This window comes from Vreelandella sp. V005, from assembly GCF_052645115.1.
Genome location: NZ_JBQXYA010000001.1, coordinates 279,409 through 305,731, shown reverse-complemented (window position 1 = coordinate 305,731; position 26,323 = coordinate 279,409). Strand labels below are relative to the sequence as shown.

General features: G+C 56.1%; 21 protein-coding genes. 16 read left to right on the top strand and 5 right to left on the bottom strand.

Annotated features, from left to right (window positions below; all coding sequences use genetic code 11):
* Nucleotides 1-211: 211 nt before the first annotated feature.
* Both ACUN8H_RS01395 and ACUN8H_RS01390 read left to right on the top strand, forming a co-directional pair.
* Nucleotides 212-1,204, top strand: a complete 993-nt coding sequence (locus ACUN8H_RS01395) for an HAD-IIB family hydrolase (RefSeq protein WP_445530408.1) — start codon at nucleotides 212-214, stop codon at nucleotides 1,202-1,204.
* A complete protein-coding gene (locus tag ACUN8H_RS01390) occupies nucleotides 1,201-2,421 on the top strand; it encodes a glycosyl transferase (RefSeq protein WP_445530407.1) in 1,221 nt (406 codons plus the stop codon). The genes ACUN8H_RS01395 and ACUN8H_RS01390 overlap by 4 nt, the downstream gene beginning before the upstream one ends.
* Nucleotides 2,422-2,628: 207 nt before the next feature.
* On the opposite strand, the gene ACUN8H_RS01385 is transcribed toward ACUN8H_RS01390, so the two are convergent.
* The 4 genes from ACUN8H_RS01385 to ACUN8H_RS01370 all read right to left on the bottom strand — a co-directional run bounded on the left by ACUN8H_RS01385 (nucleotide 2,629) and on the right by ACUN8H_RS01370 (nucleotide 8,764).
* Nucleotides 2,629-4,227, bottom strand: a complete 1,599-nt coding sequence (locus ACUN8H_RS01385) for a methyl-accepting chemotaxis protein (protein WP_445530406.1) — start codon at nucleotides 4,225-4,227, stop codon at nucleotides 2,629-2,631.
* Between the two features lie 149 nt (nucleotides 4,228-4,376).
* Nucleotides 4,377-5,990, bottom strand: a complete 1,614-nt coding sequence (locus ACUN8H_RS01380) for a methyl-accepting chemotaxis protein (protein ID WP_445530405.1) — start codon at nucleotides 5,988-5,990, stop codon at nucleotides 4,377-4,379.
* A gap of 151 nt (nucleotides 5,991-6,141) precedes the next feature.
* Complete coding sequence (gene dsbG, locus ACUN8H_RS01375) at nucleotides 6,142-6,924, bottom strand: thiol:disulfide interchange protein DsbG (protein WP_445530404.1); 783 nt, start codon at nucleotides 6,922-6,924, stop codon at nucleotides 6,142-6,144.
* A 73-nt stretch (nucleotides 6,925-6,997) separates the two neighbouring features.
* A complete protein-coding gene (locus ACUN8H_RS01370) occupies nucleotides 6,998-8,764 on the bottom strand; it encodes a sugar phosphorylase (RefSeq protein ID WP_445530403.1) in 1,767 nt (588 codons plus the stop codon).
* Between the two features lie 211 nt (nucleotides 8,765-8,975).
* On the opposite strand from ACUN8H_RS01370, the gene nrdR reads away from it, so the two are divergent.
* The 12 genes from nrdR to ACUN8H_RS01310 all read left to right on the top strand — a co-directional run bounded on the left by nrdR (nucleotide 8,976) and on the right by ACUN8H_RS01310 (nucleotide 24,444).
* Nucleotides 8,976-9,437 (top strand): transcriptional regulator NrdR, encoded by a 462-nt coding sequence (gene nrdR, locus ACUN8H_RS01365; RefSeq protein WP_290695679.1) that lies wholly within the window; start codon nucleotides 8,976-8,978, stop codon nucleotides 9,435-9,437.
* The gene (ribD, locus tag ACUN8H_RS01360) at nucleotides 9,434-10,600 is read left to right on the top strand and encodes a bifunctional diaminohydroxyphosphoribosylaminopyrimidine deaminase/5-amino-6-(5-phosphoribosylamino)uracil reductase RibD (RefSeq protein ID WP_445530402.1); all 1,167 of its coding nucleotides are present in this window, start codon (nucleotides 9,434-9,436) and stop codon (nucleotides 10,598-10,600) included. Before nrdR ends, ribD begins: the two co-directional genes overlap by 4 nt.
* Nucleotides 10,601-10,707: 107 nt before the next feature.
* Nucleotides 10,708-11,874: a bifunctional 3,4-dihydroxy-2-butanone-4-phosphate synthase/GTP cyclohydrolase II gene (ribBA, locus tag ACUN8H_RS01355; RefSeq protein ID WP_445530401.1), complete on the top strand. Its 1,167-nt coding sequence runs from the start codon at nucleotides 10,708-10,710 to the stop codon at nucleotides 11,872-11,874.
* A 73-nt stretch (nucleotides 11,875-11,947) separates the two neighbouring features.
* Nucleotides 11,948-12,436, top strand: coding sequence for a 6,7-dimethyl-8-ribityllumazine synthase (gene ribH / locus ACUN8H_RS01350; RefSeq protein WP_176302773.1), 489 nt, complete (start codon nucleotides 11,948-11,950; stop codon nucleotides 12,434-12,436).
* Nucleotides 12,433-12,927: a transcription antitermination factor NusB gene (gene nusB / locus ACUN8H_RS01345; protein WP_445530400.1), complete on the top strand. Its 495-nt coding sequence runs from the start codon at nucleotides 12,433-12,435 to the stop codon at nucleotides 12,925-12,927. Before ribH ends, nusB begins: the two co-directional genes overlap by 4 nt.
* 36 nt (nucleotides 12,928-12,963) lie before the next feature.
* Complete coding sequence (gene thiL / locus ACUN8H_RS01340; RefSeq protein ID WP_445530399.1) at nucleotides 12,964-13,953, top strand: thiamine-phosphate kinase; 990 nt, start codon at nucleotides 12,964-12,966, stop codon at nucleotides 13,951-13,953.
* Nucleotides 13,950-14,423 carry a phosphatidylglycerophosphatase A family protein gene (locus ACUN8H_RS01335; protein ID WP_008959669.1) on the top strand — a complete coding sequence of 158 codons (474 nt, stop codon included), beginning with the start codon at nucleotides 13,950-13,952 and terminating at the stop codon, nucleotides 14,421-14,423. Before thiL ends, ACUN8H_RS01335 begins: the two co-directional genes overlap by 4 nt.
* A gap of 88 nt (nucleotides 14,424-14,511) precedes the next feature.
* Entirely contained in the window at nucleotides 14,512-15,765 is a 1,254-nt protein-coding gene (locus tag ACUN8H_RS01330) for a DUF945 family protein (protein ID WP_445530398.1), read from the top strand.
* 172 nt (nucleotides 15,766-15,937) lie between these two features.
* Nucleotides 15,938-18,418, top strand: coding sequence for an endopeptidase La (gene lon, locus ACUN8H_RS01325; protein WP_445530397.1), 2,481 nt, complete (start codon nucleotides 15,938-15,940; stop codon nucleotides 18,416-18,418).
* A gap of 163 nt (nucleotides 18,419-18,581) precedes the next feature.
* On the top strand, nucleotides 18,582-20,747 hold the full coding sequence (locus tag ACUN8H_RS01320) for a methyl-accepting chemotaxis protein (protein ID WP_445530396.1): 2,166 nt from the start codon (nucleotides 18,582-18,584) through the stop codon (nucleotides 20,745-20,747).
* Nucleotides 20,748-20,916: 169 nt separating this feature from the next.
* Nucleotides 20,917-23,088 carry a methyl-accepting chemotaxis protein gene (locus tag ACUN8H_RS01315; RefSeq protein WP_445530395.1) on the top strand — a complete coding sequence of 724 codons (2,172 nt, stop codon included), beginning with the start codon at nucleotides 20,917-20,919 and terminating at the stop codon, nucleotides 23,086-23,088.
* Nucleotides 23,089-23,385: 297 nt separating this feature from the next.
* On the top strand, nucleotides 23,386-24,444 hold the full coding sequence (locus ACUN8H_RS01310) for an oxidoreductase (protein ID WP_445530394.1): 1,059 nt from the start codon (nucleotides 23,386-23,388) through the stop codon (nucleotides 24,442-24,444).
* A gap of 52 nt (nucleotides 24,445-24,496) precedes the next feature.
* On the opposite strand, the gene nudE is transcribed toward ACUN8H_RS01310, so the two are convergent.
* Nucleotides 24,497-25,138 (bottom strand): ADP compounds hydrolase NudE, encoded by a 642-nt coding sequence (gene nudE / locus ACUN8H_RS01305; protein ID WP_445530393.1) that lies wholly within the window; start codon nucleotides 25,136-25,138, stop codon nucleotides 24,497-24,499.
* Between the two features lie 77 nt (nucleotides 25,139-25,215).
* Here nudE and yrfG point away from each other — a divergent pair, with 77 nt between their 5' ends.
* Together yrfG and hslR are read left to right on the top strand one after the other, a co-directional pair.
* The gene (gene yrfG, locus ACUN8H_RS01300) at nucleotides 25,216-25,908 is read left to right on the top strand and encodes a GMP/IMP nucleotidase (RefSeq protein WP_445530392.1); all 693 of its coding nucleotides are present in this window, start codon (nucleotides 25,216-25,218) and stop codon (nucleotides 25,906-25,908) included.
* A complete protein-coding gene (hslR, locus tag ACUN8H_RS01295; RefSeq protein ID WP_445530391.1) occupies nucleotides 25,905-26,294 on the top strand; it encodes a ribosome-associated heat shock protein Hsp15 in 390 nt (129 codons plus the stop codon). Before yrfG ends, hslR begins: the two co-directional genes overlap by 4 nt.
* Nucleotides 26,295-26,323 lie beyond the last annotated feature (29 nt).

Genomic DNA, 26,323 nt, shown 5'->3' with positions numbered 1-26,323 from the left:
GTGCTTTTAGGCTGCTTCTTTTTGGTGCCTGCAGCGAAGCCATCTCCCTGGGCGTTCTCAAATGCGCCATAACCTGCTGCTAAAACTACGTTTCTTCGTTTTGGCTTATAACTTGCTATCTTTTTCTTAGCCGAACCATTGCGGGACTTAGCGATTAGCTATCCTTGCCATATACATCGATGATGCGCTAAGACCGAAAAGAGGTAGTGCCATGCCGGAATCAAATCAATTTTCAGCGCCGCTTTCTCCATCGCCATCTTCATTCACCGCATCAGCCGACCCGATGTTGCCGCCGCGTATAGTGGTGACCGATTTAGATGGCTCGCTGCTGGATCACCACACCTATGACTTCAGCCCGGCCGCCCCTTGGCTGGCTCGTTTTAAGCAAATGGGCGTGCCGGTCATTCCGGTTACCAGTAAAACCCGTGCGGAGTTGATTCCCTTGCGCGAAGCGCTCGGCCTCACCGCGACGCCGTTTATTGCGGAAAATGGGGCGGTGATTGGCCTGCCGCCAGGCTGGTGCCATGCGCGGTTAGACCGCCCTGGCGGTGGTCGTGATGGAGTGGTGATTAAACATCCTGGGGTGGATATTGGTTTTATAAGTGCGCGTTTAAAGGTGTGGCGCGAGCGTTTGGATGTTCAATTTACCCGCATGGGTGAGTTGAGTGTGAAGGAAGTAATGGAACTGACGGGGTTGGATGAATCCCGTGCCCATGATGCGCGGCAGCGGGAAGGCAGCGAGCCGCTGTTGTGGAAAGATAGTGACGCGGCATTGGAAACATTTCGTGCGGCTTTGGAAGGGGATGGCCTGCAGCTAACACAAGGCGGGCGTTTCTGGCATGTGATGGGGCGTGCGGCGGACAAAGGCAGCGCCGTGGAGTGGCTGGTCAAACGCTTTACGGCCTTGAGAGGCCGGACGCCTCTCTCGTTAGGCCTGGGAGATGGGCCAAATGATATCTCTATGCTTGAGGCGGTGGATCAGGCCGTGGTGATCCGTGGGTGTCATGACTTAGTCGTTGAGCCATGTAACAGTGCGCTTTACCGCACGGAAGCAACCGGGCCAACCGGCTGGGCCGAGGGGGTGGCCCACTGGTGGGGGCGAGACGAACGCCGTTTAGCGACGGCAGAGAAGGGTGATGCTGTTGTTGTAGAGCGGTTCGTTAATCAAGAACAGTTCGACGAATCCAGGGAGGCAAGCGCATGAGTGACTTTCATCAAAACGGCATTATTACTGACTTTCATAACCTGACGAAGCGCCCAGTGGAGGCGTTAGAAGAAGAGCTTTGCCAGTTCGCTCGTCGGCGGCCGATGGGCTTGATTCTACCGTCACTGTTTTCGGAGTTAGAGGGGCCAGCGCTGTCAGCGATTGTCGATGAGCTGGTTAAAGTGCCTTATCTCAATGAGATAGTCATTGGTCTGGATCGTGCCGACCGTGAGCAGTTTTTATTCGCTCGGGAGTTTTTCTCGCGCCTGCCACAGCATACGCGTATTTTGTGGAACGATGGCCCGCGCCTGAGAGCGCTGGATGCGGAGCTGGAAGCGCATGGGCTAGGGGCGTTGGAGCCTGGAAAAGGGCGTAACGTTTGGTATTGCGCTGGGTATATGCTGTCGTCAGCTCGCTCGACGGTAGTGGGGCTGCACGATTGCGATATTCTCACTTATGAGCGCGGTTTGCTGGCGCGCCTGATGTATCCGGTCGCCCACCCCAATTTCAATTATAGTTTCTGTAAAGGTTATTACCCCCGCATTGCGGAGGGCAAACTCAATGGCCGGGTTTCTCGGCTGCTGGTGACGCCGTTGCTGCGGGCGCTGAAAACCGTCTGCGGGCCGCTGGCGTATCTCGACTACTTGGATAGCTTCCGCTACCCGCTTTCGGGCGAGTTTGCGATGCGCAGCGAGGTGCTCGAAGGCATTCGAATTCCTGCCGATTGGGGGCTGGAAATCGGGGTGTTATCGGAGCTTCAGCGCAACTATTCTACGCGCCAGATCTGCCAGGTGGACATCGCCGATGCCTACGACCACAAGCACCAACCAGTGAGTGAAGAGGACCCTAACGGCGGCTTGAACCGGATGAGTTTGGATATCTCCAAAGCGTTGTATCGCAAGTTGGCCACGCAAGGGATTACCTTTAGCAGTGAAGACTTTCGCACGCTCAAAGCCACTTACTACCGCTTTGCATTGGATTTGATCGAAGCCTACGACCACGATGCGACCATGAACGGTTTGAGCCTCGATCGCCATAGCGAAGAGCAGGCGGTCGAACTCTTCGCCAGCAACCTGCTGGAAGCAGGCAACTTGTTCCTGGACAACCCCAGAGAGCGACCCTTTATTCCCAGCTGGAACCGCGTCCAGGCAGCCGTGCCCGATCTGTTGACACGTATGCACGAAGCGGTCGAGTTGGATAATCAAGGCAAGGTTTAAAACTTCTTGTATTGCCAATATGGAAGGGCGCCTGATAAGCCATTATCAGGCGCTTTTTTTGTCATGGCAATTAACCCCATGCCGCGAGGAACTTCTTTTTCTGTTATTGCGAGGAGCGAAGCGACGCGGCAATCTCAGCTCGCGGTGGCAAGCCAACCCGAGATCGCCACGCTTCGCTCGCGATGACAAAGGCTAAAAATCGCTGTCCTAATAAGCTGCCCGAGAGGCAGATGAGGAGGCGGGTAATGCCTGAGCATGCTCCAGGTTCTGGTTAATACGGAAATGAGCCACCAACTGACGTAACTGGGCGCTTAGCTGGGCAAGCGCCTGGGTCGCGTGGTTGCTCTCTTGTACCAAGCTGGCATTTTGCTGGGTCATTTGATCCATTTGGGTCACCGCTTGGTTGACCTGCTCAATACCGCTGCTCTGTTCGATAGTAGCCGCCGAGATTTCCTGAACCAGCGTGCTGAGCTGCTTGATGTCGTCGACCATCCCATGGATCACGTCGCCGGTCTCGCGTACTTGGCGGCTGCCTTCGACCACTTTGCTATCCGATGCTTCGATCAGCGTTTTGATCTCTTGAGCGGCAGCAGCAGAGCGGCTGGCAAGCTGGCGAACCTCGTTGGCGACCACGGCAAAACCGCGCCCTTGCTCCCCTGCACGTGCGGCTTCTACAGACGCATTCAGTGCCAGAATATTGGTTTGGAAAGCAATGCCGTCAATGGTGTTAACGATGCTGCTCATTTGCGTCGCACTTTCGTTAATGGTCGCCATAGTGGTGATCACCGTCGACATGGCATCACTGCCGCGCTGAGCACTGTCAGCGGTGCGGGTTGCCAGCGTCCGGGCATGATCGGCATGGTCTGCGTTCTGCTTAACGGTTGCGGTAAGCTGCTCCATGCTGGAAGCCGTTTCGGCCAGGGAGGCCGCCTGCTCTTCGGTACGGGTCGAGAGTTCTTCATTGACAGCCACAATCTGCTCGACACCACTATTCACCTGACTTGCCCCTTGGTGGATATCGCCGATCGTGGCGGCCAGGGTTTCCCGCATGCGGTTAATATCGAACAGCAGGCTTTGCTGATCTTTGCTTGAAAGCTGGGTTACCTGGGTGAGATCGCCGTCGGCAATATGGCGCACAACGCTGGCGGCGTAGCGTGGGTCACCGCCTAAGCGGCGGGAAACATCACGAATCACCCAGCCCATCAGCAACGTTACCGGTACGCCAATAATCAACAGAATGACCACCGAGCGAATCAAGCCGGCAATAAACGCTTCGTTAATGTCATCAACATAAACGCCAGACGCCAGCGACCACTGCCATTCAGGTAGGTAAGCGACGTAGCTGATTTTGGGCACCTGCTCATCGCCGGTAATGCGGCGAGAATAGTAACCTACATGCCCACCACCGGATTGGGCAGCCTCAAGAAAAGCGGCGTAAAGATCCATACCGCTGGCATCTTGGTAAGCACTCATATCTTCGCCGCGGGGGCGATTGGGGTGGGAAACGATACGCAGATCGTTGTCGAAAGAGAATAGGTATTCACCGTCGCCAAAGCTAACGCTAGCCATGTTGTCGATAGCGCGCTGTTGCGCCTCTGCTTCGCTGAGTTCGCCAGTGGCCACCCGGGCTTGCAGGGCTTCAATTTGGCTATGTACGCTCTCGATCACGTATTGAATGCTATCGCGGCGCTCACTTTCGATCGTTTGGCGATTTTCCAATGCGAGCCAGCCAACTAATAGCAGCATGGCGATCCAGATGATGCCCAGCGTACCCCAGAGTTTTTGCGTCGTTGTTAAGCGTGTCATGTTCTTCCTAGCCGATGTAAGTAACCAACGGTTTTTTCTATCGGCCTAGGGCGTTAATACATGAGCTTTTTTTAAAGTAAAAGCGGCGGCAAGGTTACTTGCCGCCGCTGTTCACGTGGGTCGCTGCGCTACACTCGCGATCATGAGGCTTAAAAATCGCTGTCCTCATAGGCTGCCCGCGGGGCAGGCGAGGAGGCGGGTAATGCCTGAGCATGCTCCAGGTTCTGGTTAATGCGGAAATGAGCGACCAACTGACGTAACTGGGCGCTTAGCTGGGCAAGTGTCTGGGTCGCATGGTTGCTTTCCTGCACGAGACTGGCATTTTGCTGGGTCATTTGATCCATTTGGGTGACCGCTTGGTTGACCTGCTCAATACCACTGCTCTGTTCGATGGTGGCCGCCGAGATTTCCTGAACCAGTGTGCTGAGCTGCTTGATGTCGTCGACCATGCCGTTAATAACATCCCCGGTATCGCGTACTTGGCGGCTGCCTTCGACCACTTTGCTATCCGATGCTTCGATCAGCGTTTTGATTTCTTGGGCGGCAGACGCAGAGCGGCTGGCAAGCTGACGGACCTCGTTGGCAACTACCGCAAAACCGCGGCCTTGATCACCGGCCCGTGCGGCTTCTACAGAGGCGTTAAGTGCCAGAATATTGGTTTGGAAAGCAATGCCGTCAATGGTGTTAACGATGCTGCTCATTTGTGTCGCGCTTTCGTTAATTGTCGCCATGGTAGCGGTGACGGAGGACATTGAGTCACTGCCGCGCTGAGCGCTGTCGGCCGCCCGGGTGGCAAGCGTGCGCGCATGGTCTGCATGTTCCGCATTCTGCTTAACGGTGGCGGTAAGCTGTTCCATGCTGGAAGCCGTTTCAGCCAGTGAGGCTGCCTGCTCTTCGGTTCGGGTCGAGAGTTCTTCGTTGACGCCGACTATTTGCTCGACGCCGCTGTTCACTTGGCTTGCCCCACGGTGAATATCGCCGATTGTGGCGGCCAACGTTTCTCGCATGCGGTTAATATCGAACAGCAAGCTTTGCTGGTCTTTCGCCGAAAGCTGCGTTACCTGGGTGAGATCACCATCGGCTATATGGCGCACAACGCTGGCGGCGTAGCGTGGGTCACCGCCTAAACGCCGGGAAACATCGCGAATAACCAAGCCCATAAGCAGCGTTACCGGTAGGCCGATGATCAGCAAGATGCCAATTGAGTGAATCAAACCGGTAATAAACGCTTCATTGATGTCGTCGACATACACGCCCGTGGCTAACGACCAGCCCCATTCGGGAAGGTGGGCGACATAACTGGTTTTAGGCAGCTGTTCTTCGCCACCGGCCCGGGTAGAGTAGTAATTGACGTGACCACCGCCTGTTTGGGCAACGCGCAGCAACTCCGGATAAAGCGCCATGCCGCTAGCGTCTAAATAGTCAGTCATGTCCGTGCCGGACTCGCGGCTGGGGTGTGAAATAATTAATAAGTCATCATTGAAAGCGAAAATATACTCGCCCGCGCCGAAGCTGACGCTAGACATATTGTCGATCGCGCGCTGCTGCGCCTCTTCTAGGCTGAGCTCACCGGCGGCAACCCTTTCCTGAAGCGCTTCAATTTGGTTTTGGACGCTTTCGACCACGTATTGAATGCTGTCGCGGCGTTCGTTTACTATCGTTTGACGGTTCTCTAATGCCAGCCAGCCCACCAGGAGCAGCATCGCGATCCAGATGATGCCCAGCGTTCCCCACAGTTTTTGTGTTGTCGTTAAACGAGTCATGGTTTTCCTGTTTTTATAATTGAGCCATTTGTTTCTATCGGCCTAAAGCGTCGATACCTTAGCGTTATTTTTGTATTTCACTCTTGGTGTTAGGTCTTTCCTTCACGTGGAGAGGAACGATACTAACGTGAGAAGTGACACAATCGTTCTTTCAGGGCGCTTCGCTGCCCATCATTTCAGTCAGTTGCTCATCGCTGGGTAGGCCCTGCACGCGGTCAATGCGAACCGTGCCGTCGTCTGTGGTGCGTTGGAAAGCGCTGGTGGGGGTGGCGTAAAGGCCTAGTTCATCAAACAGCTGGTTATTGGCATATACCTGCTCTTCGAACGCCCTTGACTGGGCGCTGGCGTCGACGGCTTGCTCGCCGCTTTCATGGGCGTGCAGTGTGGCCGCGGGGTCATCCGCAGCGAGCAGAGTTGCCGCTTTGGCAGGGCTATCGGGCGCTAAGATACCCACCATGATATGGCGCAACTGTACCTGGCCGGCTTCTACCCAGGGGCGAACGTCTTGCCAAAACTGGCGGCAGTAGGGGCAGTTGGCGTCCGTAAACGTGTAAATGGTACGAGGCGCATCGACATCGCCATCCTGGATCCAGTGGCTTTCGCTAAGTAACTGCCAAGTTTGGGCTTCCAGCGGCGCGCGAACGTGCTCGTCCAGTTGCGCTTCAGTAAGGTCATTACCCTCGCTGTCCATCAGTGTTCCCACCACCGCGTGCTCGCCATCCGGGGTTAGGTAAATCGCCATGTCCTGGCCCTGAACGCTGGCGCCGTAGCCGCGTAAACCGCCGGGGGCGTCAAATTGGCCATGTATTTCCAGGCCCTGGTCGGCTAGCGCCTGAACAGGGGCTGGAAGCTCGTTGGTGTCGTTCGCCGAGGTATTTCCAGTCGCGGTGAGTAGTAATAGTCCGCCAATGACGAAGGGACGTTTCAAGTGCATGCAGGTGCCTTCTTGAATAAAAAAGAGTTGAATAAAAAAATGTTGAATAAAAAGAGATGAATGAAAGGAACGGTTAGTTCGGAGCCACCAGCCAGCGTACCGCATAAGGTGGCAGGGCGCCGCTAGCAGACCAGGGATTATCTGAATCAAGTGCCTGCCAGGCGTGCTGGCTCAGCGCTTGGGTGACCGCCTCGCCTACATTCGCTAAGGGGAGCGGCAGGTCGGTGACGTTATACAGCGCGAGCAGGCGACGGCCATCATGCAGGGGGCCGCGTTCCATCGCCAGTAACTCTGGTGGCGATTCCAACACTCGCTGGGCAGCCGTGGGATGGAAACAGGGCTCTTGACGGCGCTGGTCAAGTAGCTTGTTCAAGGCGTTAAACACATCGTGGGTCGGCGTAGAGGGGCTGTCTAACAGCAGCTCTAGCTCCTGACGCTGCCAGCGCCGCCGGTTGATCGAGCGCAGCCGTCCGCTGCGTTCAACGCCTTCTACATCGTTGAGCGTGCCGGTTAGCGTATGAATATAGAGCGCTGGAATCCCTTGCAGGCTGAGCATGATCGCCTGGCTGCAGAGGAAACGGGCGATTTGCCAGGGGTCAGGCCCCCGCCGTGTGCCGCGCATGGCCTCAAACCAGGTGATGTTGATTTCGTAGGGCGTGTCGCTGCCGTCGGGGTTGCTGCGCATGCTGACAAAACCGCCAAATTTATGCATCAGCTCTAACAGTGCGTCCCGCTCGTGGTCGGGCAATAAGCCTTCCAGTGGCCGCACGCCAATGCCGTCATGGCTGGCGGTAAAATTGAGATAGGTGCAGTGATCAGGCAGCACGGGAAGACTGGTAAGCCACGTTTGTAAGGTGCTGGCTTCACCGCGCGTTAACGTGTGCAGCAACAACGGTGGCAGCGTGAACTGGTAGATCATGTGTGCTTCATCGGGCGGCCCTTTGGGGAGTCGCTCAAGCCCGAAATAGCTAATGTTCTCTTGGTGAGGCACGTTGGTTTCGGTAATCAGCAGGGTGCCGGGGGCAACGTAATCGACAATTGCGCGAAGCAACCGCACCACGGTATGCGTTTCCGGCAGATGAATGCATGACGTGCCGAGGCGTTTCCAAAGGAAAGCTACTGCGTCCAAACGGATAATCCGCGTGCCCTGCTCCAGGTAGAACAGCAGAATGCCGACAAAATCGAGCAACACATCCGGGTTTTCAAAATTTAGGTCGAGCTGGTCTTCGGAGAAGGTTGCCCATAGGTAACGGGTGCCACGCCGGGTGGAAACGGGCACCAGCAGCGGGCTGCTGCGGGGGCGAACGACCTGGGAAACATCGGTGTCGGGGTCAACTTCGATAAAGTAATCACGGCCTGGCAGGCTGCCGCTCAGGTAATCGACGAACCATAGCGATTCTCGGGAGACATGGTTGAGCACCAGGTCGGCCATTAAATCATAGTGACTGGCGAGTTCGCGGATATGCGCCCAGTCGCCCAGCTCGCTGTTCACTTCCCGGTAATGAATTACCGAGAAGCCGTCGTCGCTGCTCCACGGAAAGAAGGGCAGCACGTGTACGCCGCTAATGCGATCACCCAAGCGTGCTTGAAGAAAGTCGCTAAGCACTGCCAGCGGCGGCACGCCCTCTTCTATAATGGAATCACCGTAACTGATGACCCATTGGTCTTTTTCGCTCCAAGACGGTGCGCTTTTCGACGGGGCATCGCCGGGGGCGGACGAAAAAGGGGCAAGCGAGAGAAAGTGCTCAAGATGCTGGTTTAAACGGCGCTGTACTTCACCTGCACGCGGCCCATACAGGTGGTTGAGGTAGCCGTTGATAGTCTGCTCAAAGGGTGACATGGGTGGCTCCTGATAAACAATCTGCGACAAACGCTGCAGCTTGTGTGCCAAATCGTTACAATATGAAGTTGATACCGCGTTTAAACGCTAAGAAGCCTTCGTTTAAGGCAGCTATTACTCGTTTAGATGCCACTAATAGCTCACACATAGACAGGTTATAACACGCTAACTCGTGGAGTAGTCGACACGAGCTGACAACAGGTTGACCGCCATGCATTGCCCTTTTTGTGGTGCAAACGATACTCGAGTGACCGATTCACGGTTGGTGGCCGATGGTGACCAGGTGCGCCGTCGCCGCCAGTGCGCGAGCTGCCAAGAGCGCTTTACCACTTACGAAACCGCTGAGCTCGTGATGCCTCGGGTGGTGAAGTCAGACGGTTCACGCGAGAGCTTTAATGAAGCCAAGTTACGGGCGGGCATGCTGCGTGCGCTTGAAAAGCGCCCGGTAAGTGCTGAGTCCATTGAAGCCGCCGTGGAGCGCATACGTCAAACCCTTCGTGCGCGCGGTGATCGTGAGATCAACGCCCGTGATATTGGTGAATCTGTGATGCAGGCGCTTAAAACCCTCGATCACGTGGCTTATATCCGCTTTGCGTCGGTTTATCGTAAGTTTCAGGATTTGGACGAGTTTCGCGCTGAGATCGATCGGCTTTCTCAAGAGCCGTCAAAATGAGTGCGCTTTTCAGCCAAGACGATCACCGTTATATGGCGCGGGCGCTCAAGCTGGCACACAGAGGGCTTTACACCACCGACCCGAATCCACGGGTAGGCTGTGTGATCGTGCGCGATGAGCAGGTCGTCGGGGAAGGCTTTCATGTGCGTGCTGGTGAGCCGCATGCGGAAGTCCATGCACTCGCAGCGGCCGGTGAACGGGCTCAGGGCGCAACCGCTTATGTCACCCTTGAACCCTGCTCTCATACCGGGCGAACCGGCCCCTGTGCGGTGGCGCTCAAGGAGGCCAAGGTATCGCGGGTTGTTATCGCGATGCAGGACCCCAACCCTCAGGTCAGTGGCCGGGGTATCCGCCTGTTAGAAGACGCCGGTATTAAGGTGGCGATAGGATTGCTTGAGAGTGAAGCACGGGCGCTGAACCCGGGGTTTATCGCGCGCATGACCCTTCAACGACCTTTTGTGCGCCTGAAAATGGCGATGAGTCTGGATGGCCGAACTGCCATGGGGTCAGGAGAATCGCAGTGGATTACCGGGCCCGAAGCGCGTACTCAGGTGCAGCGGCTTAGGGCGCGTTCGAGTGCGATATTAAGCGGCGTCGAATCGATTATCATGGACGATTCGCGGCTAACCCTGCGCTCAGAACAGCTGCAGCTGGCCAATACCGATGACGTCCTTCACCGCCAACCGCTGCGGGTTATTTTGGATACGCGACTGCGTTTACCCCTGGCGGCCGCCTGTTTACGTGAGCCGGGGCGCACGTTAGTGATAACAACGCCCGCCCACTCAGCTGAAAAGCGGGCTCGATTGACCCAGGCGGGCGCTGAGGTGCATGTGCTGCCTGCCGGGCATGATGGGCGGGTTGATTTAGCCTTAATGCTGCACTGGTTAGCCGACAACGAACAGGTGAATGAACTGCTGGTGGAAACCGGGGCGACCTTGGCGGGCGCTATGCTGGATGCAGCACTCGTGGACGAGCTGCAACTGTTTGTCGCCCCCACCTTGTTGGGGGGAGAAGCCAGGCCGCTTTTTGCACTGCCAGGGCTCTCCCGTATGGCTGACCAGCGGCGTTTAACCATTCATGATATGCGAGCGGTGGGTCGCGATTGGCGTATTATTGCGTCCCCGCAGCCGACTAGCGCAACTAGCGATACCAGGGTACCCTGACGCGCGAAATCGGCGCTGACGTGACAATTTTTGGATGACGACTTTTCGTTACATACTGGCGCAACAGCTTTTTGCGGCAACGTTACGCGACAACTTTTGGAGATTCCATGGCGCACTCCTCCTCTAGAGGCTTAGCCCCCATCGCCGAGCTGGTAGATGATATTCGCCAGGGCAAAATGGTGATTCTCATGGACGACGAGGATCGCGAAAATGAAGGTGATATCATCATGGCTGCCGAAAAAGTGCAGGCTGAGCATATCAACTTTATGGCCCGATTTGCCCGTGGCCTTATCTGTATGCCCATGACCCGTGCCCGCTGCGAGCAACTTAATTTGCCGCTGATGGTGCGTGATAACGGCTCCGGTTTCGGCACTAAATTTACGCTCTCGATCGAAGCGACCGAAGGCGTTACCACCGGCATCTCTGCTGCCGATCGCGCACGCACGGTACAAGCGGCCGTGGCAGCCAACGCCAAGCCTTCGGATATCGTTCAGCCGGGGCATATTTTCCCGTTGATGGCTGAGCCGGGTGGAGTACTTCGCCGAGCGGGTCACACCGAAGCGGCATGCGATTTGGCTGCGTTAGCGGGGTTTGATCCTAGTGGCGTAATCTGCGAAATCATGAACGACGACGGCAGCATGGCGCGCCGCCCGGAGTTGGAAGCGTTTGCCCACGAGCACGGTATCAAAATGGGCACGATCGCGGACTTGATTCATTACCGCATCGTCAACGAGCAGACCATCGATCACCTCGAAGCCTCCACTGTGACGACCTCTCACGGTGAACTGACGCTGCATGTGTTTCGTGATCGCATTCAGGGAGCTCACCACTTGGCGCTCGTCAAGGGACAGCCTACGCCTGAAATGCCTACGACAATTCGCGTGCATCTCACCGATACGTTGCGCGATGTGATGGGCTTAATGAAGGGTGAGCAGTGCCGTTGGGATGCTCACCGCGCGCTGGAAGAGATTGCCAACTCCACCGCTGGGGTGTTTGTGTTGATTGACGATGGGCGCCCCCATCAGAATCTTAAGGATCAACTGGATATCTTTTTGGATCGTGTTCGCCAGCCGCGAACCAGCGACTCTGATGGTGCTGGCAACTATTTAACCATCGGCACTGGGTCACAGATACTGCGCTTTTTAGGCGTGGGCAAAATGCGTTTATTGAGTTCACCGTGGAAGTTTTCCGCGCTATCCGGCTTCGATCTCGAAGTCGTCGAGCGGCTGGGGCCTAATGACGCGGCGGATGAGCCAACCTTTCAGCAGGACTGATCCAGCAGGATCAATCCCGCAAGACTAATCCAGCAGTACTAATCCAACAGTACTAAGCAGCAGGAATAAATTGATGAATTCTCTTTCTCAAGTTGAAGGTACTTTTGTTGACGTCGATGGGCATTATGTCATCGTGGTCGGTCGCTTTAACCATCACGTGGTGGATAGTCTGGTGGAAGGGGCAGTCGACAGCTTGACGCGTCATGGCGTTGATGCCGAGCATATCCATATTGTTCACGTGCCGGGTGCCTGGGAACTGCCGCTCGCGGTCAAGCGCGTGCTGAAGGTAATGAAGCCGGATGCCGTCATTGCGCTAGGCGCGGTGATTCGCGGTGGTACGCCCCATTTTGAGTACGTAGCCGGTGGCTGTAACACGGCGATCAATCATTTGCAGCTTGAGTTCGATACGCCGGTCGCCAACGGGGTGTTAACCGTTGAATCGATCGAACAAGCGATTGAGCGTGCGGGCACCAAAGCGGGCAACAAAGGCACCGAAGCGGCCATGGCAGCGATGGAAATGGTCTCACTGCTGCGCGCGCTGCCTTTAGGAGATACCCAATGAGCGAGCGTAAACCCTCTGCCGCTCAGCAGGGCCGCCATGCTGCCCGCGAGCTTGCCGTGCAAGGGCTTTATCAGTGGCACATGACGGGTAAATCCATTACCACCATCGAAGCCGAGTTTCGTAGCCAGGTTGCTGATGATGATCTGGAAGACCACGAAAACTGGGTCAAGGTAATGGAGATCGCCGACAAGGCGCTGTTTCACGATTTGCTGCATAACACCGTGCGTTTCAAGGCGGAGCTCGACCGTGAAATCTCCCCGCTGTTGGATCGCCGCTTGGAAGATCTCGACGCCGTCGAACTGGCGATTCTTCGCTTGGGCGCTTATGAGCTATCCCGGCGCATGGAAGTACCCTATCGTGTAGTGATTAACGAAGGCGTTGAGCTGGCTAAGTCATTTGGCGCCACCGACGGCCATAAATACGTGAACGGCATTTTAGACAAGCTGGCGATTCGCCTGCGTAGTGCCGAGGTCAGCGCTCGCCGTCTCTGAACGCGAGCGTCGTGACAATGCGTTTAAGGGGCCTTTGTGCTTGCCGAATTTGATTTGATCCGACGCTACTTTGTGTCGTCGCAGGAGGCGTCGTCCGCGTCAAATGGCGTCACACTGGGATGTGGAGACGACGCCACGCTATTGGTGCCGCGCGCGGGTCAACAGCTGGCCGTGAGCGTTGATACCTCGGTCGTCGATGTACACTTTCCTAGTGACGCCCCGGCGTTTGCGGTGGGACATCGCGCTTTGGCGGTCGCGCTAAGCGATTTGGCCGCCATGGGGGCGTCTTCCCGCTGGTGCCTGATGGCGTTAACGCTTGATCAGCGCCAATTCTCTGATGAGGATGCTGCCCACGCATGGCTCGCCGAGTATGCGCGGGGCTTTCACACGCTCAGGCAGCAACATGCCACCGCGCTGGTAGGCGGCGATGTCACTTCCGGTGCGCTGTCGATTGGCGTGACGGTGATGGGCGACGTGCCCGTGGGCGAAGCGCTTACCAGAAGCGGTGCTCAGCCGGGCGACCTGATTGCGGTGACCGGGGAATTGGGTGGTGGGGCAGGGGGGCTGGCGCTCTGGCAAAAAGGGGAGCGAGATCTTGCCAACCCTCTGCTACGCCGCTATTTACTGCCTGAACCACGTTTGGCGGCGGGAGTGGCGCTGCGTGGGCTCGCTACGGCGGCGATGGATATTTCCGATGGGTTATTGGCTGACCTGAAACACCTCCGCGAGGCCTCCCAAGTAGGCGCCGTTATTACGCTGGGAGCGCTACCGCTAGCGGAAACGCTTGAAAGCCTGTTGGGCCGAGAGATGGCCTTAAAGGCAGCGCTTTCCGGTGGCGATGACTACGAACTGCTGGTCACGTTAAACGCTGACAGCCTTGCTGAAGCACAACAGCGCCTGGCGCCATTGGGTCTGACGCTGACGGTGATTGGCCACTGCCGTGAGGCAATGGGCGTTAACGCCTCTGACCAGAGCGACCTCAGCGGCTATGCCGGTTGGCAGCATTTTAGTGGGGATACGCCATGAATCGTGCACCGAAAAGTGTCTGGCGTCGCCCAACACATTTTTTTGCGTTTGGCCTGGGTAGCGGCACCGTGCCGTGGGCACCCGGCACCTTTGGTACGCTGGCGGCGATCCCGTTCTACTGGATGATGGCGGACTTGCCACTGGGATGGTACCTAAGTATTTGTTTTGTTGCTTTTGTTGTAGGCGTATGGCTTTGTGATAAAACCTCGCACGACTTAGGCGTACACGACCACTCAGGGATCGTGTGGGATGAGTTTGTCGGTTATTGGTTGACCATGGCAGCGGTGCCTTTTTCATGGGAGGCTGCGCTGTGGGGGTTTGTAGTATTTCGTATCTTCGATGTCTTCAAGCCCTGGCCAATACGTTGGGCAGACCGCCGTGTCGCTGGTGGTTTTGGCATTATGATTGATGATGTGATGGCAGGGGTTTACGCCTGGAGTACCATGCATCTCTGGTTCTGGTTACACTAAAAAACTAGTACAAGTAGGAAAAAAGTACGGATACTAAGCACTATCGGTTGCTGGCGCCATTACCGTGCGGTGGCTCCAAGGAGGTAGCATGCGCAAGGAACGTCTGATTGTCCCTACCTTGGCGATAATCGCCGTGGTATGGATAGCAGCGCAACTTATCTCCAGTGTTCTTTTTGAACGCAGTCTGCGTCAGGCGCTGGAAGATCTTGAAGCGCGTGGCGAGTGGCGTGTCAATAGAACTGAGAGTCATCAGGGCTGGTTAAGTTCCCAAGGGCGACTATTACTTTCGCCACTATTGGGGCGCCCCTGGCGGCTTGAGCTGACCTATCGTGCCCGCCACGGTATTTTGAGTACTGATGTCGAAGGCACGTTGCTGCCTCGCCTTGATACCGTTTTGCAGCAAGCGGTGGGGGAGGTGACGGCGCCCTCTGTGCCGCGCTGGCAAGGGCGTTACCACACCCTTAGCGGCCACAGCGAGCTACGCCTTGCCCTGGCCCCCTTTGTGATTCAACAAAATGGTCGCGAGTTAGCTGTCCGCGGTGGCCGGCTGCGCTTGGAAGGTGTCTTTGGCGATTGGCGTCTGCGCGCCTTATTGGATCAGTTAACGCTGACAGATGGGGCCGCTCAGCTAACCGTTGGACCGTCGGTGCTTGAAAGCCGCTACACCTATACCGAGGGCGCTTACCACTTTGCCCAACGCGATCATCTGCATGTTGAAACGCTGACACTCAGTTACCCGTCCTATGATATTCAACTGGCGCCGCTCGATCTGAACAGCCATATGGTGCTGGACGAAAGTGAGTTGCGTATCAAAGGCGATTTAGAAGTGGGTGAGGTCATGGTGCCCTCGGAAGCGCCAGAAACACCGCTGCTCAATGGACGCATAGAAATGGAGCTTTCGCGTATCAACGCCGATGCGGTTCGCCATGCCATTCGCCGTTTACGCCAGGAAGCGGCTTGGGGAGATGCCAGCCTGCCGATGGCCGAAGGATTGTTGGCGCGCCTTGAGCCGGATTTGCGTAAGATGTTGAGTGACTCGCCACGCCTGGATGTACCCACTATCGCCATCGATAGCCCCTTACTCGGCATTCGTCTCGATGCAGATGGTGCGCTGTTTTTCGATGCCCGCCAGCTAGATGAGCTTAGCGTGGTTCACTTGAACGAAAAGAAAGAGCAGGCGCAATGGCTAGAGCGTGTTGACGGTGATTTTACTTGGCACGATGCGCCCACCGTCGCTGCCCTCTGGTTGGGCCTACCCCTTGGCACCCGCGAGTTGCAGTTCGATGTGGTACGCGGCGTCTGGCGCGTTAATGGCCGCCCGATGCCCGAGCTATGGCCCTAGGCCTGGATAATTGCTCTTCGCGTTGATGGCATAAGCCTCTTCTGACAACGCTAACTGCGGTAGGCATTTTATCTACGACCCACCCCAAGGGTTGAAGTTTTGGCGCACTGCCCGCATTCCATGAACAACGCTAGCCGGTGGTCACCGCCGGTATCGGTTCATTGGAGGACGCATGAGCGACCAGGATTACGAACGCGATCACGAACACCACGATTGGCAACTTGACGATGAAGCATCGGCTACCACTGCTGATGATGAAGGCAATGCTGACGCGCAGGGCGGCGATGAGTACCGTTCCGACGGCGAACGGGTAAACTCGTTGGTGCCTGCCAGCGATATGCTGCCTGAGCGCATTTATCTTCTGCCTATTCATAACCGCCCCTTCTTTCCCGCCCAGGTTCAGCCTCTAGTTGTAAATCGCGAGCGCTGGGAAGAGACCATGCGTCGTGTCGGTAATACCCCGCATCACACGCTGGGCGTGGCATTCGTGGGCGAGCAGGGTGTTACTGCGCTTGATCACGAAGGCTTTCCCGACATCGGTACCGCGGTTAAGGTGCATAAGCTCAAAGGCGAAGACGACCAGATCCAGTTTATCGCCCAGGGGCTTCAACGCTTTAAAATTACCCGCTGGCTCTCCAAAGAACCGCCTTACCTGGTGGAAGTCACTTATCCCAAAGAGCCCGTCGACGCGGAGAATGAAGAGACCCGCGCCTACGCCATGGCGATTATCAATGGGATCAAAGAGCTACTACCGATCAACCCGCTGTATGGCGAAGAGCTTAAGCACTACCTGAACCGCTTTAGCCCCCATCAACCGGGGCCGCTGACAGATTTTGCCGCCGCGATCACCTCCGCGAAAGGGCCTGAGCTTCAGGATGTGCTCGCCACGCTATCGGTGGAAGAGCGGATGCAAAAAGTTCTGCCGTTGCTGCGTAAAGAGATCGATGTAGCGCTGTTGCAAGGCGAGATCAGCGAGCAGGTCAACGCGCAAATGCAGGATCGCCAGCGCGAGTTTTTCCTGCGTGAGCAGCTTAAGGTCATCCAGCGTGAACTCGGTATTTCTAAAGACGACCGTGAAAACGATGTCGATACTTTCCGAGCGCGGCTGGAATCGCTGGTTGTACCTGAGCGCGTCCAAACACGTATCGACGAAGAGTTGAATAAACTCAGCGTGCTGGAAACCGGCTCGCCGGAGTATGGCACCACGCGTAACTATCTCGATTGGCTCACCTCGCTGCCATGGGGCGTTACTAGTCAGGATCAGCTCGATCTTCCCCACGCGCGCCAAGTACTTGATCGCGATCACGATGGCCTGAAAGACGTTAAAGAGCGCATTATCGAGTTTCTGGCCGAGGGTACCTTCAAAGGGGATGTTGGCGGTTCGATCGTGCTGTTGGTAGGCCCACCAGGGGTGGGTAAAACCTCTATTGGACGCTCGATCGCCGAAGCTCTGGGGCGTCAGTTCTACCGCTTTTCGGTAGGCGGCATGCGTGATGAAGCCGAAATTAAAGGTCATCGGCGCACTTATGTCGGCGCAATGCCCGGCAAACTCGTGCAGGCCTTCAAAGAGGTCGAAGTCGAAAACCCGGTCATTATGCTCGATGAGATCGACAAGCTAGGCCAATCCTTCCAGGGCGACCCTGCGTCGGCGCTGCTGGAAGTGCTTGATCCGGAGCAGAATGTCGATTTCCTCGACCACTACTTAGACGTGCGCATGGATCTTTCCAAAGTGCTGTTCGTGTGTACGGCGAACACGCTGGATTCGATTCCGGGACCGTTGCTCGACCGGATGGAGCAAATTCGTCTCTCGGGCTATATCGCCGAGGAAAAACTGGCGATTGCAAAGAATCACCTGTGGCCGAAACTACTCAAGCGCGACAACCTGCCCAAAAAATGCATCAACTTATCCGATGCGGCCTTGAAGCAGGTAATCGAAGGCTATGCCCGAGAAGCCGGTGTGCGTCAGCTTGAGAAGCAACTGCACCGCATTGTTCGTAAATCCGCGGTCAAACTGCTCGAAGAAGATATCGAAACGGTCAAAATATCGGTGAAGAACCTGGAAGAATTCTTGGGTGCGCCGATCTTCCGTAAAGAAAAAGTGCTCACTGGCGAAGGGGTAGTGACCGGCCTAGCCTGGACCTCAATGGGCGGTGCGACTCTGCCCATTGAAGCGGGTAAAGTCCACTCACTGGATCGTGGCTTTAAGCTGACGGGGAAACTCGGCGAAGTGATGCAAGAGTCGGCCAATATCGCTTACAGCTATACGTTGGGCCACCTGCAGGAGTATGGCGCCGATTCAGACTTCTTTGACTCGGCCTTTGTACACTTGCACGTGCCGGAAGGCGCTACCCCGAAAGATGGTCCCTCGGCGGGTGTAACCATGACCACGGCACTGCTCTCGCTTGCCAAGCACAAGGCCATCGATCGACCCTTGGCCATGACCGGGGAGCTAACCCTAACTGGCCAAGTATTGCCGGTCGGCGGTATCCGCGAGAAGGTGATTGCCGCACGGCGTAGCGATATTTTTGAGTTGATCCTGCCCGATGCCAACAAGCGAGATTACGAAGAGTTGCCGGACTACCTCAAAGAGGGCATGACAGTGCACTTTGCCAAACGTTATCGCGATGTGGCGGATGTCGTGTTTGGGCGCTGATAGCGTAGCGTCTACCTCTGCTTGACTAACGGATTAAGTTCTATCCAAGCGCCATACGAAAGTATGGCGCTTTTTTTACAGTTGTTTATTGGTTTGCCGATAGTGAGTTCAGCGATACTATTTTTTAATAAAAAATTAATTATGCCTAATTCTTGGAGAGCCAATGCGCAATAATCAGCCCGTCACACAGCGTGAGTATGTCTTGAGCGAGGAAGCGGTGCTCATTTCCCGTTCGGATCTAAAAGGCAATGTCACTTACGCGAACCCAACGTTCGTTGACGTCAGCGGTTATAGCCGTGAAGAGCTCATTGGTTCGCCTCATAATCTCCTGCGCCATCCTGATATGCCCCAGGCGGCCTACGCCGACTTCTGGAAAACCATCCAAGCCGGCGCAACTTGGCAAGGCGTGGTCAAGAATCGGCGTAAAAATGGCGATCATTACTGGGTACACGCCACCGTAGCCCCGCTGCGAGACGGCGAGCGACTAGTGGGGTACACCTCTGTTCGCCGCAAAGCGCCAGCAAACCTGGTGGCCAGGGCGGAGCAGGTTTACGCCGAAATTAGTGCCAAGGGTAAATCACGCTCCTACAAGCTCACGCAGGGAGCACTTCGCCGCAAGGGCATAACGGGCTTCGTGTCGCGCTTACAGTTGTCGAGTTTAAAAGCCAAGCTCACCAGCATGGTGGTGGCATCGCTGCTATTGCTCTGCCTGTCGGGTGCCTTGGGGGTATATGCGCTCATGGTTTCCGGCGAGCGGCTGGAAATCATTAATCGTTCAGGGTTGGGTGAGGTTGCGTCACTACAACACATCGAGCGCTATATGGGACAAACGGTCGAGACGCTGGAGCCGGTCGTGCGCAATCCACGTCAAGTGGACCTTGACGCCGTTAACGCTGAAATTGGCGACTATGTCAGCGCATTGAACACACTATGGCTTGATTACAAGGTTGATGATGTGGCTGAGGCTGAAGTGACCCAAACGTTCGATACCGCACTGACGGCCTGGAATAACGGTGTAGAGGCCACCCTGGTGGCGATTCAGGAAGGCAATGGGTTTGCGGCGTTCGAGGCCTTCAATAACATTGTGGTGCCGACGACTGAATCACTGCGAGAAATTAATAGTGCGCTGGTCGAGCAAGTGCGCGCCGAGGCGCAAGCGCTGGTGACTCAGGCGCAACAGGGCCGTCAGCAGATGCTGCTTGCCCAGTTGGTGCTTCTGGCTGTCGGCTTTTTGGTCATGATTGGCTTGAGCGTGATGATTTTGAAATCCGTGTTCCGCAGTTTATCAGGAGCGCGCTATATCACTTTTCAGATTGCCGCTGGCAATCTAGCTGCCCGGGAGCGTCGCCAAACCAACGATGAACTGGGTGAACTGCTCTACTCGCTGGACACCATGCGCTTCAGCCTATCCAGTATTGTGGGAGATGTGGAAAGTCGCGTTTCGGTGGTGACCCCAGCGATTCAACGGATAGCGGCTGAAAATGAAGAGCTCTCTTCGCGCACGGAGCAACAGGCGTCGTCGTTGCAGCAGACGGCATCGAGCATGGAAGAGATGACGTCAACGGTGCAGCAGAATACCGAGAATGCCCGTCAGGCAACGGATTTGGCGGTACAGAACGCGGCCAGCACCAAAGACACCGGCCAGCAAATGCAGCAATTGGTGGAACGTATGCAGCGTATCGCGCAGAGCGCTGAAAAGATGACCGAGATGATCAGCGTGATCGACGGGATTGCTTTTCAAACCAATATTTTGGCGCTCAACGCCTCGGTTGAGGCCGCTCGTGCTGGCGAGCATGGCCGTGGCTTCGCGGTCGTTGCCAGTGAAGTGCGTAACCTGGCCGGGCGCAGTGCCGACGCCGCTCAGGAAATCCGCAAGATGATCGATAGCACAACCCAAGAAGTCAGCGGAGGCCGCAGTGCGGTCGAGCAGGCGGAGCGGGCGATTGAAGAAGTCTCTCAGCAGGTGAGTCGAGTCAGCGAACTGATGGCTGCCATCAGCAACGCCTCAACCGAGCAGAGCAGTGGGATTGGCCAAATCAATACGGCCATTGCTGAGATGGATCATGTCACTCAGCAGAATGCCTCGAAAGTTCAGTCGATTGCAGCGTCAGCCGACAATCTCTCGCTTGAGGCGCATGAGCTGGCCAACGTGGTGGATGCGTTCCGGCTGGAAGGCGCCCAGGATGAAAACATCAATGAAGCGCGGGCGAAGTTGCAGCGCGCCACCCATGCCTTGAGCAAAGCAACGCGTGGTTTACCCGCGCCCGCTGCACAGCATAACAAGTCACCCGCCGTCCAATCCCGCAGCGATCAGTGGGAAGCGTTTTGACGCTCGGGTAATACGGTTAGGTGGTTGATTTCCCTTCGTTCATTTTTACAACATGCCACCCTTTGCGGTGGCATGTTTCATGCATACCCCCTAATTGAAAAGGCTTAGCGCTAAGGAAACGCTAAGACGAAAAATGGCGCAAGCCTTCAATAAAAAGTAGGGGGTTTAAATGCATAATGCCGCACAAACAGCATCCGCAGCGTACGAGCTAGCCGAGGATGACGTGTTGATCTCACGCTCGGATCGCCAAGGCCGAATCACTTACGCCAATCAAACTTTTGTGGAAGTAAGCGGCTATGCGTTGGATGAGTTGATGGGCGAACCTCATAGCCTGTTTCGCCACCCCAGCATGCCCCAAACCGTGTTTAAGAATTTGTGGGCAACCATTGAGGCAGGTAAAACCTGGCAGGGCTTGATCAAGAACCGCCGAAAAAACGGCGAAGCCTATTGGATACATACCACCATCGCACCGCTACTCGATGGTGAGCGCGTCGTGGGCTATACCTCTATTCGGCGCAAAGCTACCGCTAACGCCATCGCCCAGGCAGAGCGCGTTTACGCTGCGATGCAAAAGGGCAAAGCGCGGGGGGTTAAGCTCCATTATGGTGCAATTCGCCGTGCCGGTCTGTGTGGGTGGGTAAAGCGTTTAAGCTTCAGCAATATACAAGCCAAGCTAATGGGTATGGTGATGGCCGCGGTACTGTTGCTGGTGCTGGCTGGCGCGGCGGGGGTTTATGGCTTAACCAGCTCTGCTGAAAGGCTGCGTACGCTCAATCAAACCGGCCTTGAAGGCATTTCCGATCTTCAGCAGGTCGACCAGCGCGTTAGCCAGGCGATACAGGCGCTCGAGCCCGCGGTGCGCAACCCGCGCCGCGCTGATTTGGATACCTTGGAAACACAGCTGGCCACCATGCAGGGTGATATCGAGCAGTCCTGGCAGAGCTACACGGCCCATCGCGAAGCGGGCAGTGTGCAGGAAGGCTTAACCGCACACATCACCACGTTTGTTGAAAGTGCCAATATCACCTTGACCGCCATCCGCGATGGCAATGGGTTTGCTGCCTTTGAAGCCTTTAATGACACTGTGCAGCCGACCTCTGAAAACATTAGCGCCACGATCAATCTATTGGTCGAGCAGGAGCGAACCGCGGCCCAAGCGCTCATGGCCAGTGCCGAACAGCAGCAACAGGTGCTGCTGTATGGCCAGTTAGCGGTACTGCTGCTGGGTATTGCCTTGATGATCGGCCTGAGTATGGCGGTGCTGAAGTCGCTGATTAACTCACTCAACGAAGCGCGCCGCGTGACCTTTCAAATAGCAGCAGGCAACCTCGCCAATCGCGTTACCCTGAAACGCAATGACGAGCTGGGTGAGCTACTGAACTCGCTAGAAACCATGCGTGCAAGCTTATCGGGGCTGATTACTGAGGTAGGCAATAAGGTCGATATCGTCACGCCTGCTTCTGAACATATCAAACAGCAGAATGAAGAGCTGGCCTCACGTACCGAACAGCAGGCATCCTCGCTGCAGCAAACTGCCTCCAGCATGGATGAGATGACAGCAACCGTGCAGCAGAATACCGAAAACGCCCGCGAGGCCAATCAGCTAGCCATGCAAAACGCCACTACCAGCCGTGAAACCGGCGAGCGCATGCAGGCGCTTGTGGAACGGATGGAGCGCATTGCTGCCAGTGCCGATAAAATGACCGATATCATTAGCGTGATCGACGGCATTGCCTTTCAGACCAATATTCTGGCGCTCAATGCCTCGGTCGAGGCTGCTCGGGCCGGTGAGCAGGGGCGTGGTTTTGCCGTGGTGGCAAATGAAGTGCGCAATCTGGCGGGGCGCAGTGCCGATGCCGCTGGCGAAATTCGCCGTTTAATCGCTGCCTCTTCCCTGGAGATCAGCGGTGGCGCTCAGGCAGTGAAAGAGGCCGAAGCGGCTATCGATCAGGTCGTGTCCCAAGTCATGAAAGTCAGCGACATCATGGAAGAAATCAGCACCGCCTCCGATGAGCAGAGCAGCGGTATCGCCCAAATTAACACCGCCGTCTCCGAGATGGATCACGTTACTCAGCAGAACGCCTCCAAAGTGCAATCGATTTCCAGCGCTGCTCAAGACCTTACACGTGAAGCCTTGAGCCTCGCTAATGTGATTGCCGCTTTTCGCTTGGAGGGCGCGGCAGAAGAGAGCAGTGACACCGCTCGCGAGCGTGTGCTTAAGCGTCAGCCCTCGCCTCCCTTAGTCGACGACTCTTCTCCGGCGCTTTCCCTGCCCCAGCAGCGTTCGCATCAACGCGCTGCGGCCCCGCAGGCAGCCGAAGAGGCGTGGGAAACGTTTTAAGCCACCTGTGCCACAACAACAGTGCCATGGAAGGCGCTTCTCTCTTTGTAATTCGTCCAGAATCTCTAGCTAGCCTTAATCTCCAGACTCAACTGCCCGTGCCTGCATCTAGTCTCTCGGTGGCGCTCATGCCACAATTCAACTCGGACGATCAACGTCAACCTGAGCGATGCTGAGCTGGCGGCTCGCCGCGAGGCAGTGATGGCAGAAGGCGCCACGGCCTGGAAACCGGTAGGACAGCGCCCGCGTAAGATTACACACAGCTGAAACACACAATCAGCCCGAGTAAGGAATCAAATGAAGGCGATTATTAACGTTGGATTAGTCGGCTACGGTTTTGCGAGCCAAACGTTCCATGCGCCGCTGATCCAGGCCACGGAAGGCCTGGATTTGGTTGCGGTCTCCTCAAGCGATGCGGCCAAGGTGCAGGCGTCGCTGCCCGGCGTGGAAGTCGAGAGCCAGGCGATGGCACTGTGCCAACGCAAGGATATTGATTTGATCGTTATTCCTACGCCTAACGACACCCATTTTTCGCTCGCCAAGGCGGCACTCACGGCGGGTAAGCATGTCGTGGTCGATAAACCCTTCACGGTCACGCTGTCGGAAGGCAAGCTGCTCAAAAAGTTGGCGGATGACAAAGAGCGTTTACTGTCGGTCTTTCACAACCGCCGTTGGGATAGCGATTTTCTGACTATCAAGGCGTTGCTGGAAGCGGGTACGTTGGGGCGTGTAGTGAATGTTGAATCGCGTTTTGACCGCTTCCGGCCTGAAGTGCGTGACCGCTGGCGCGAGAAAGCGATGCCTGGTGGCGGCATTTGGTACGACCTGGGGCCGCATTTGCTGGATCAAGCCTGCGAGCTGTTTGGCATGCCTCAGGCCATTCTGCTGGAACTAGGCGCCTTACGTGATGGTGCCAAAGCCGATGATGACTTCCTGGCGCTGCTCGATTATGAAGGCTTACGCGTCACCCTGGCGGCAGGCTCGCTGGTCGCCGATCCCACCCCGCGCTTTCGGATTCATGGTACCCAAGGCAGCTTCGTTAAGTATGGCCTGGATCCTCAGGAAGACCGCTTAAAAGCAGGCGAAGTGCCTAGCCCGCAGTGGGGCACCGATAGCCAGCCTGGCATCCTGACATTAACCGAAAGGGAAGGTGAAAACGCACCGCTCATCCGTAGCGAGTACCCAACGCTGCCGGGCGACTACCTGGCCTATTACCAGGGCATCGCGGCCGCTATCCGCGACAAAGCCCCACTACCGGTAAGCGTCGACGACGCCCTGCGTTCGATGGCGCTGTTGGAAGCAGGGCTGGACAGCCACCGCCAACGGCGTTGGATCGCATTGAAGAATCATCTTTAGGAAAGGTTAAAGCTTGGGTCGCGAGCGAAAACACCTTCCCGCTTACGGTGTTTCAAAGCAGATCCGTCGCGCTATCGCGCTTCTCTTCTCGCAGTCTGTCTCGCGCGATATAGAGAGCGGCGATGGCGCGGGCCTCATGAAAATCCTCGCGTAACAGTAACGCGGGTAGGTCTTCGATCGCGTGGGTTTCGACGATTAGTGGCTCGGGTTCATCGCCCGGCAGGCGTTTGGGGTACAGGTCGGTGGCGAGCAGCACCTGCATGCGGTGGCGCATATAGTTGGGTGCCAGGGAAAGCTCAACGAGCGGCTCAATGCGGTGCGCGCCAACGCCACACTCCTCCATCAACTCACGGTTAGCGGCGGTGATAATGTCTTCGCCGGGGTCGACCAAGCCCTTTGGTAACGTGAGCACATAATCTTCAAACCCTGCTGCGTATTCGCGAATTAGCAGTACGTGGTCTGGGTCGGGCATTGCCACCATCATCACCGCGCCGCGGTCAGCGCCGGTCAAACGTTCGAATTGACGCTCTTCGCCATTGGAAAAGCGCAGATCCAGCGATTCAATCTGAAACAAGCGGCTCTGGGCAACGCGCGTACGCGCCAGAATTTGCGGCTTACGCTGGTAGCCGGAGCGATTGTCGCGGCCATCTTCAGTGCGGTTCAAGGGTGGCTGCGTTGGGGGGTATGTAGACATAAACCTGTGCCTCCATGGCTGGAAAAAGGCGGTTAAGCTACAATAGCACGCTTACTCCTTATGCGACTGGAGCGGCAATGATTGATTGGCGCGAGATTGATACCGTCCTGCTGGATATGGACGGCACGCTGCTGGATTTACATTTCGATAGCCACTTTTGGCTTGAGCATTTACCGCGACGCTACCGTGAGCTGCACCAATTGGATGAAGCCTCGCAAGAGGCGCTGCGTGCCCGCATTATCGGTGAGCAGGGTACGCTGAACTGGTACAGCTTGGCGTACTGGAGCCGCGAATTAGGGGTGGATATTGTGGCCCTGAAGCGGGAGGTGCAGCACCTGATCGGGCTGCGCGGCGACGCACTGGATTTTCTGAAATGGCTGAAATTAGCACATCCTAGAGTGGTGCTTGCCACCAACGCTGATCGCGCCAGTTTATCGCTAAAGCTGCCGCTTACCGGCCTGGAAAGCTATTTAGACGCTATCGTCTCCTCCGAAGATGTCGGCGCTGCCAAAGAGGAGCAGGCGTTCTGGTTTGCGTTACAGGAAATTGAAGCCTTTGACCCGGCGCGCACGCTATTTATCGATGATAATCCCCGTGTGTTGGAGAGCGCGCGTGAATTTGGCATCAAATATTTATTGGGCATTAAACAACCTGACAGCCAGCGGCCTGAAAAGGAGCTACAGGAATTTATAGTGCTTGACCGGTTCGCGCATTTGTTACCCGAACAACGGCCGGAACAGCTGTCAGATAGGCAAGGAGAGCACCCATGAGTGAGAGCGTACGCTTGGATAAATGGCTCTGGGCAGCACGCTTCTTCAAGACCCGTGCGCTGGCTAAGAAAGCCATTGAAGGTGGCAAAGTGCAATACGATGGCGGCCGGGCGAAAACCAGCAAGCAAGTCGAGCTAGGGGCCATTATCCGTGTGCCACAGGGCTGGGATATTTACGAAGTTGAAGTCATCTCGCTTTCCGACCAGCGCCGCGGTGCCCCGGAAGCGCGCACGCTGTATGCCGAAACCGATGAGAGCGTGCAGCGCCGTGGCAAAGAGGCGGAGGCAAGAGGCCTTACTAATGAAGTTATGCAGCACCCGCTCAAACGGCCTGACAAAAAGCAGCGCCGCGACATTCAGCGCTTTCAGCGTCACCAGGGTGAATAAACCCCGCCTTCAATACACCAGTTAACCCT

Coding starts and splice junctions, on each gene's coding strand:
- ACUN8H_RS01395 (WP_445530408.1), top strand. CDS start 212: ATGCCGGAATCAAATCAATTTTCAGCGCCGCTTTCTCCATCGCCATCT.
- ACUN8H_RS01390 (WP_445530407.1), top strand. CDS start 1,201: ATGAGTGACTTTCATCAAAACGGCATTATTACTGACTTTCATAACCTG.
- ACUN8H_RS01385 (WP_445530406.1), bottom strand. CDS start 4,227: ATGACACGCTTAACAACGACGCAAAAACTCTGGGGTACGCTGGGCATC.
- ACUN8H_RS01380 (WP_445530405.1), bottom strand. CDS start 5,990: ATGACTCGTTTAACGACAACACAAAAACTGTGGGGAACGCTGGGCATC.
- dsbG (WP_445530404.1), bottom strand. CDS start 6,924: ATGCACTTGAAACGTCCCTTCGTCATTGGCGGACTATTACTACTCACC.
- ACUN8H_RS01370 (WP_445530403.1), bottom strand. CDS start 8,764: ATGTCACCCTTTGAGCAGACTATCAACGGCTACCTCAACCACCTGTAT.
- nrdR (WP_290695679.1), top strand. CDS start 8,976: ATGCATTGCCCTTTTTGTGGTGCAAACGATACTCGAGTGACCGATTCA.
- ribD (WP_445530402.1), top strand. CDS start 9,434: ATGAGTGCGCTTTTCAGCCAAGACGATCACCGTTATATGGCGCGGGCG.
- ribBA (WP_445530401.1), top strand. CDS start 10,708: ATGGCGCACTCCTCCTCTAGAGGCTTAGCCCCCATCGCCGAGCTGGTA.
- ribH (WP_176302773.1), top strand. CDS start 11,948: ATGAATTCTCTTTCTCAAGTTGAAGGTACTTTTGTTGACGTCGATGGG.
- nusB (WP_445530400.1), top strand. CDS start 12,433: ATGAGCGAGCGTAAACCCTCTGCCGCTCAGCAGGGCCGCCATGCTGCC.
- ACUN8H_RS01335 (WP_008959669.1), top strand. CDS start 13,950: ATGAATCGTGCACCGAAAAGTGTCTGGCGTCGCCCAACACATTTTTTT.
- ACUN8H_RS01330 (WP_445530398.1), top strand. CDS start 14,512: ATGCGCAAGGAACGTCTGATTGTCCCTACCTTGGCGATAATCGCCGTG.
- lon (WP_445530397.1), top strand. CDS start 15,938: ATGAGCGACCAGGATTACGAACGCGATCACGAACACCACGATTGGCAA.
- ACUN8H_RS01320 (WP_445530396.1), top strand. CDS start 18,582: ATGCGCAATAATCAGCCCGTCACACAGCGTGAGTATGTCTTGAGCGAG.
- ACUN8H_RS01315 (WP_445530395.1), top strand. CDS start 20,917: ATGCATAATGCCGCACAAACAGCATCCGCAGCGTACGAGCTAGCCGAG.
- ACUN8H_RS01310 (WP_445530394.1), top strand. CDS start 23,386: ATGAAGGCGATTATTAACGTTGGATTAGTCGGCTACGGTTTTGCGAGC.
- nudE (WP_445530393.1), bottom strand. CDS start 25,138: ATGTCTACATACCCCCCAACGCAGCCACCCTTGAACCGCACTGAAGAT.
- yrfG (WP_445530392.1), top strand. CDS start 25,216: ATGATTGATTGGCGCGAGATTGATACCGTCCTGCTGGATATGGACGGC.
- hslR (WP_445530391.1), top strand. CDS start 25,905: ATGAGTGAGAGCGTACGCTTGGATAAATGGCTCTGGGCAGCACGCTTC.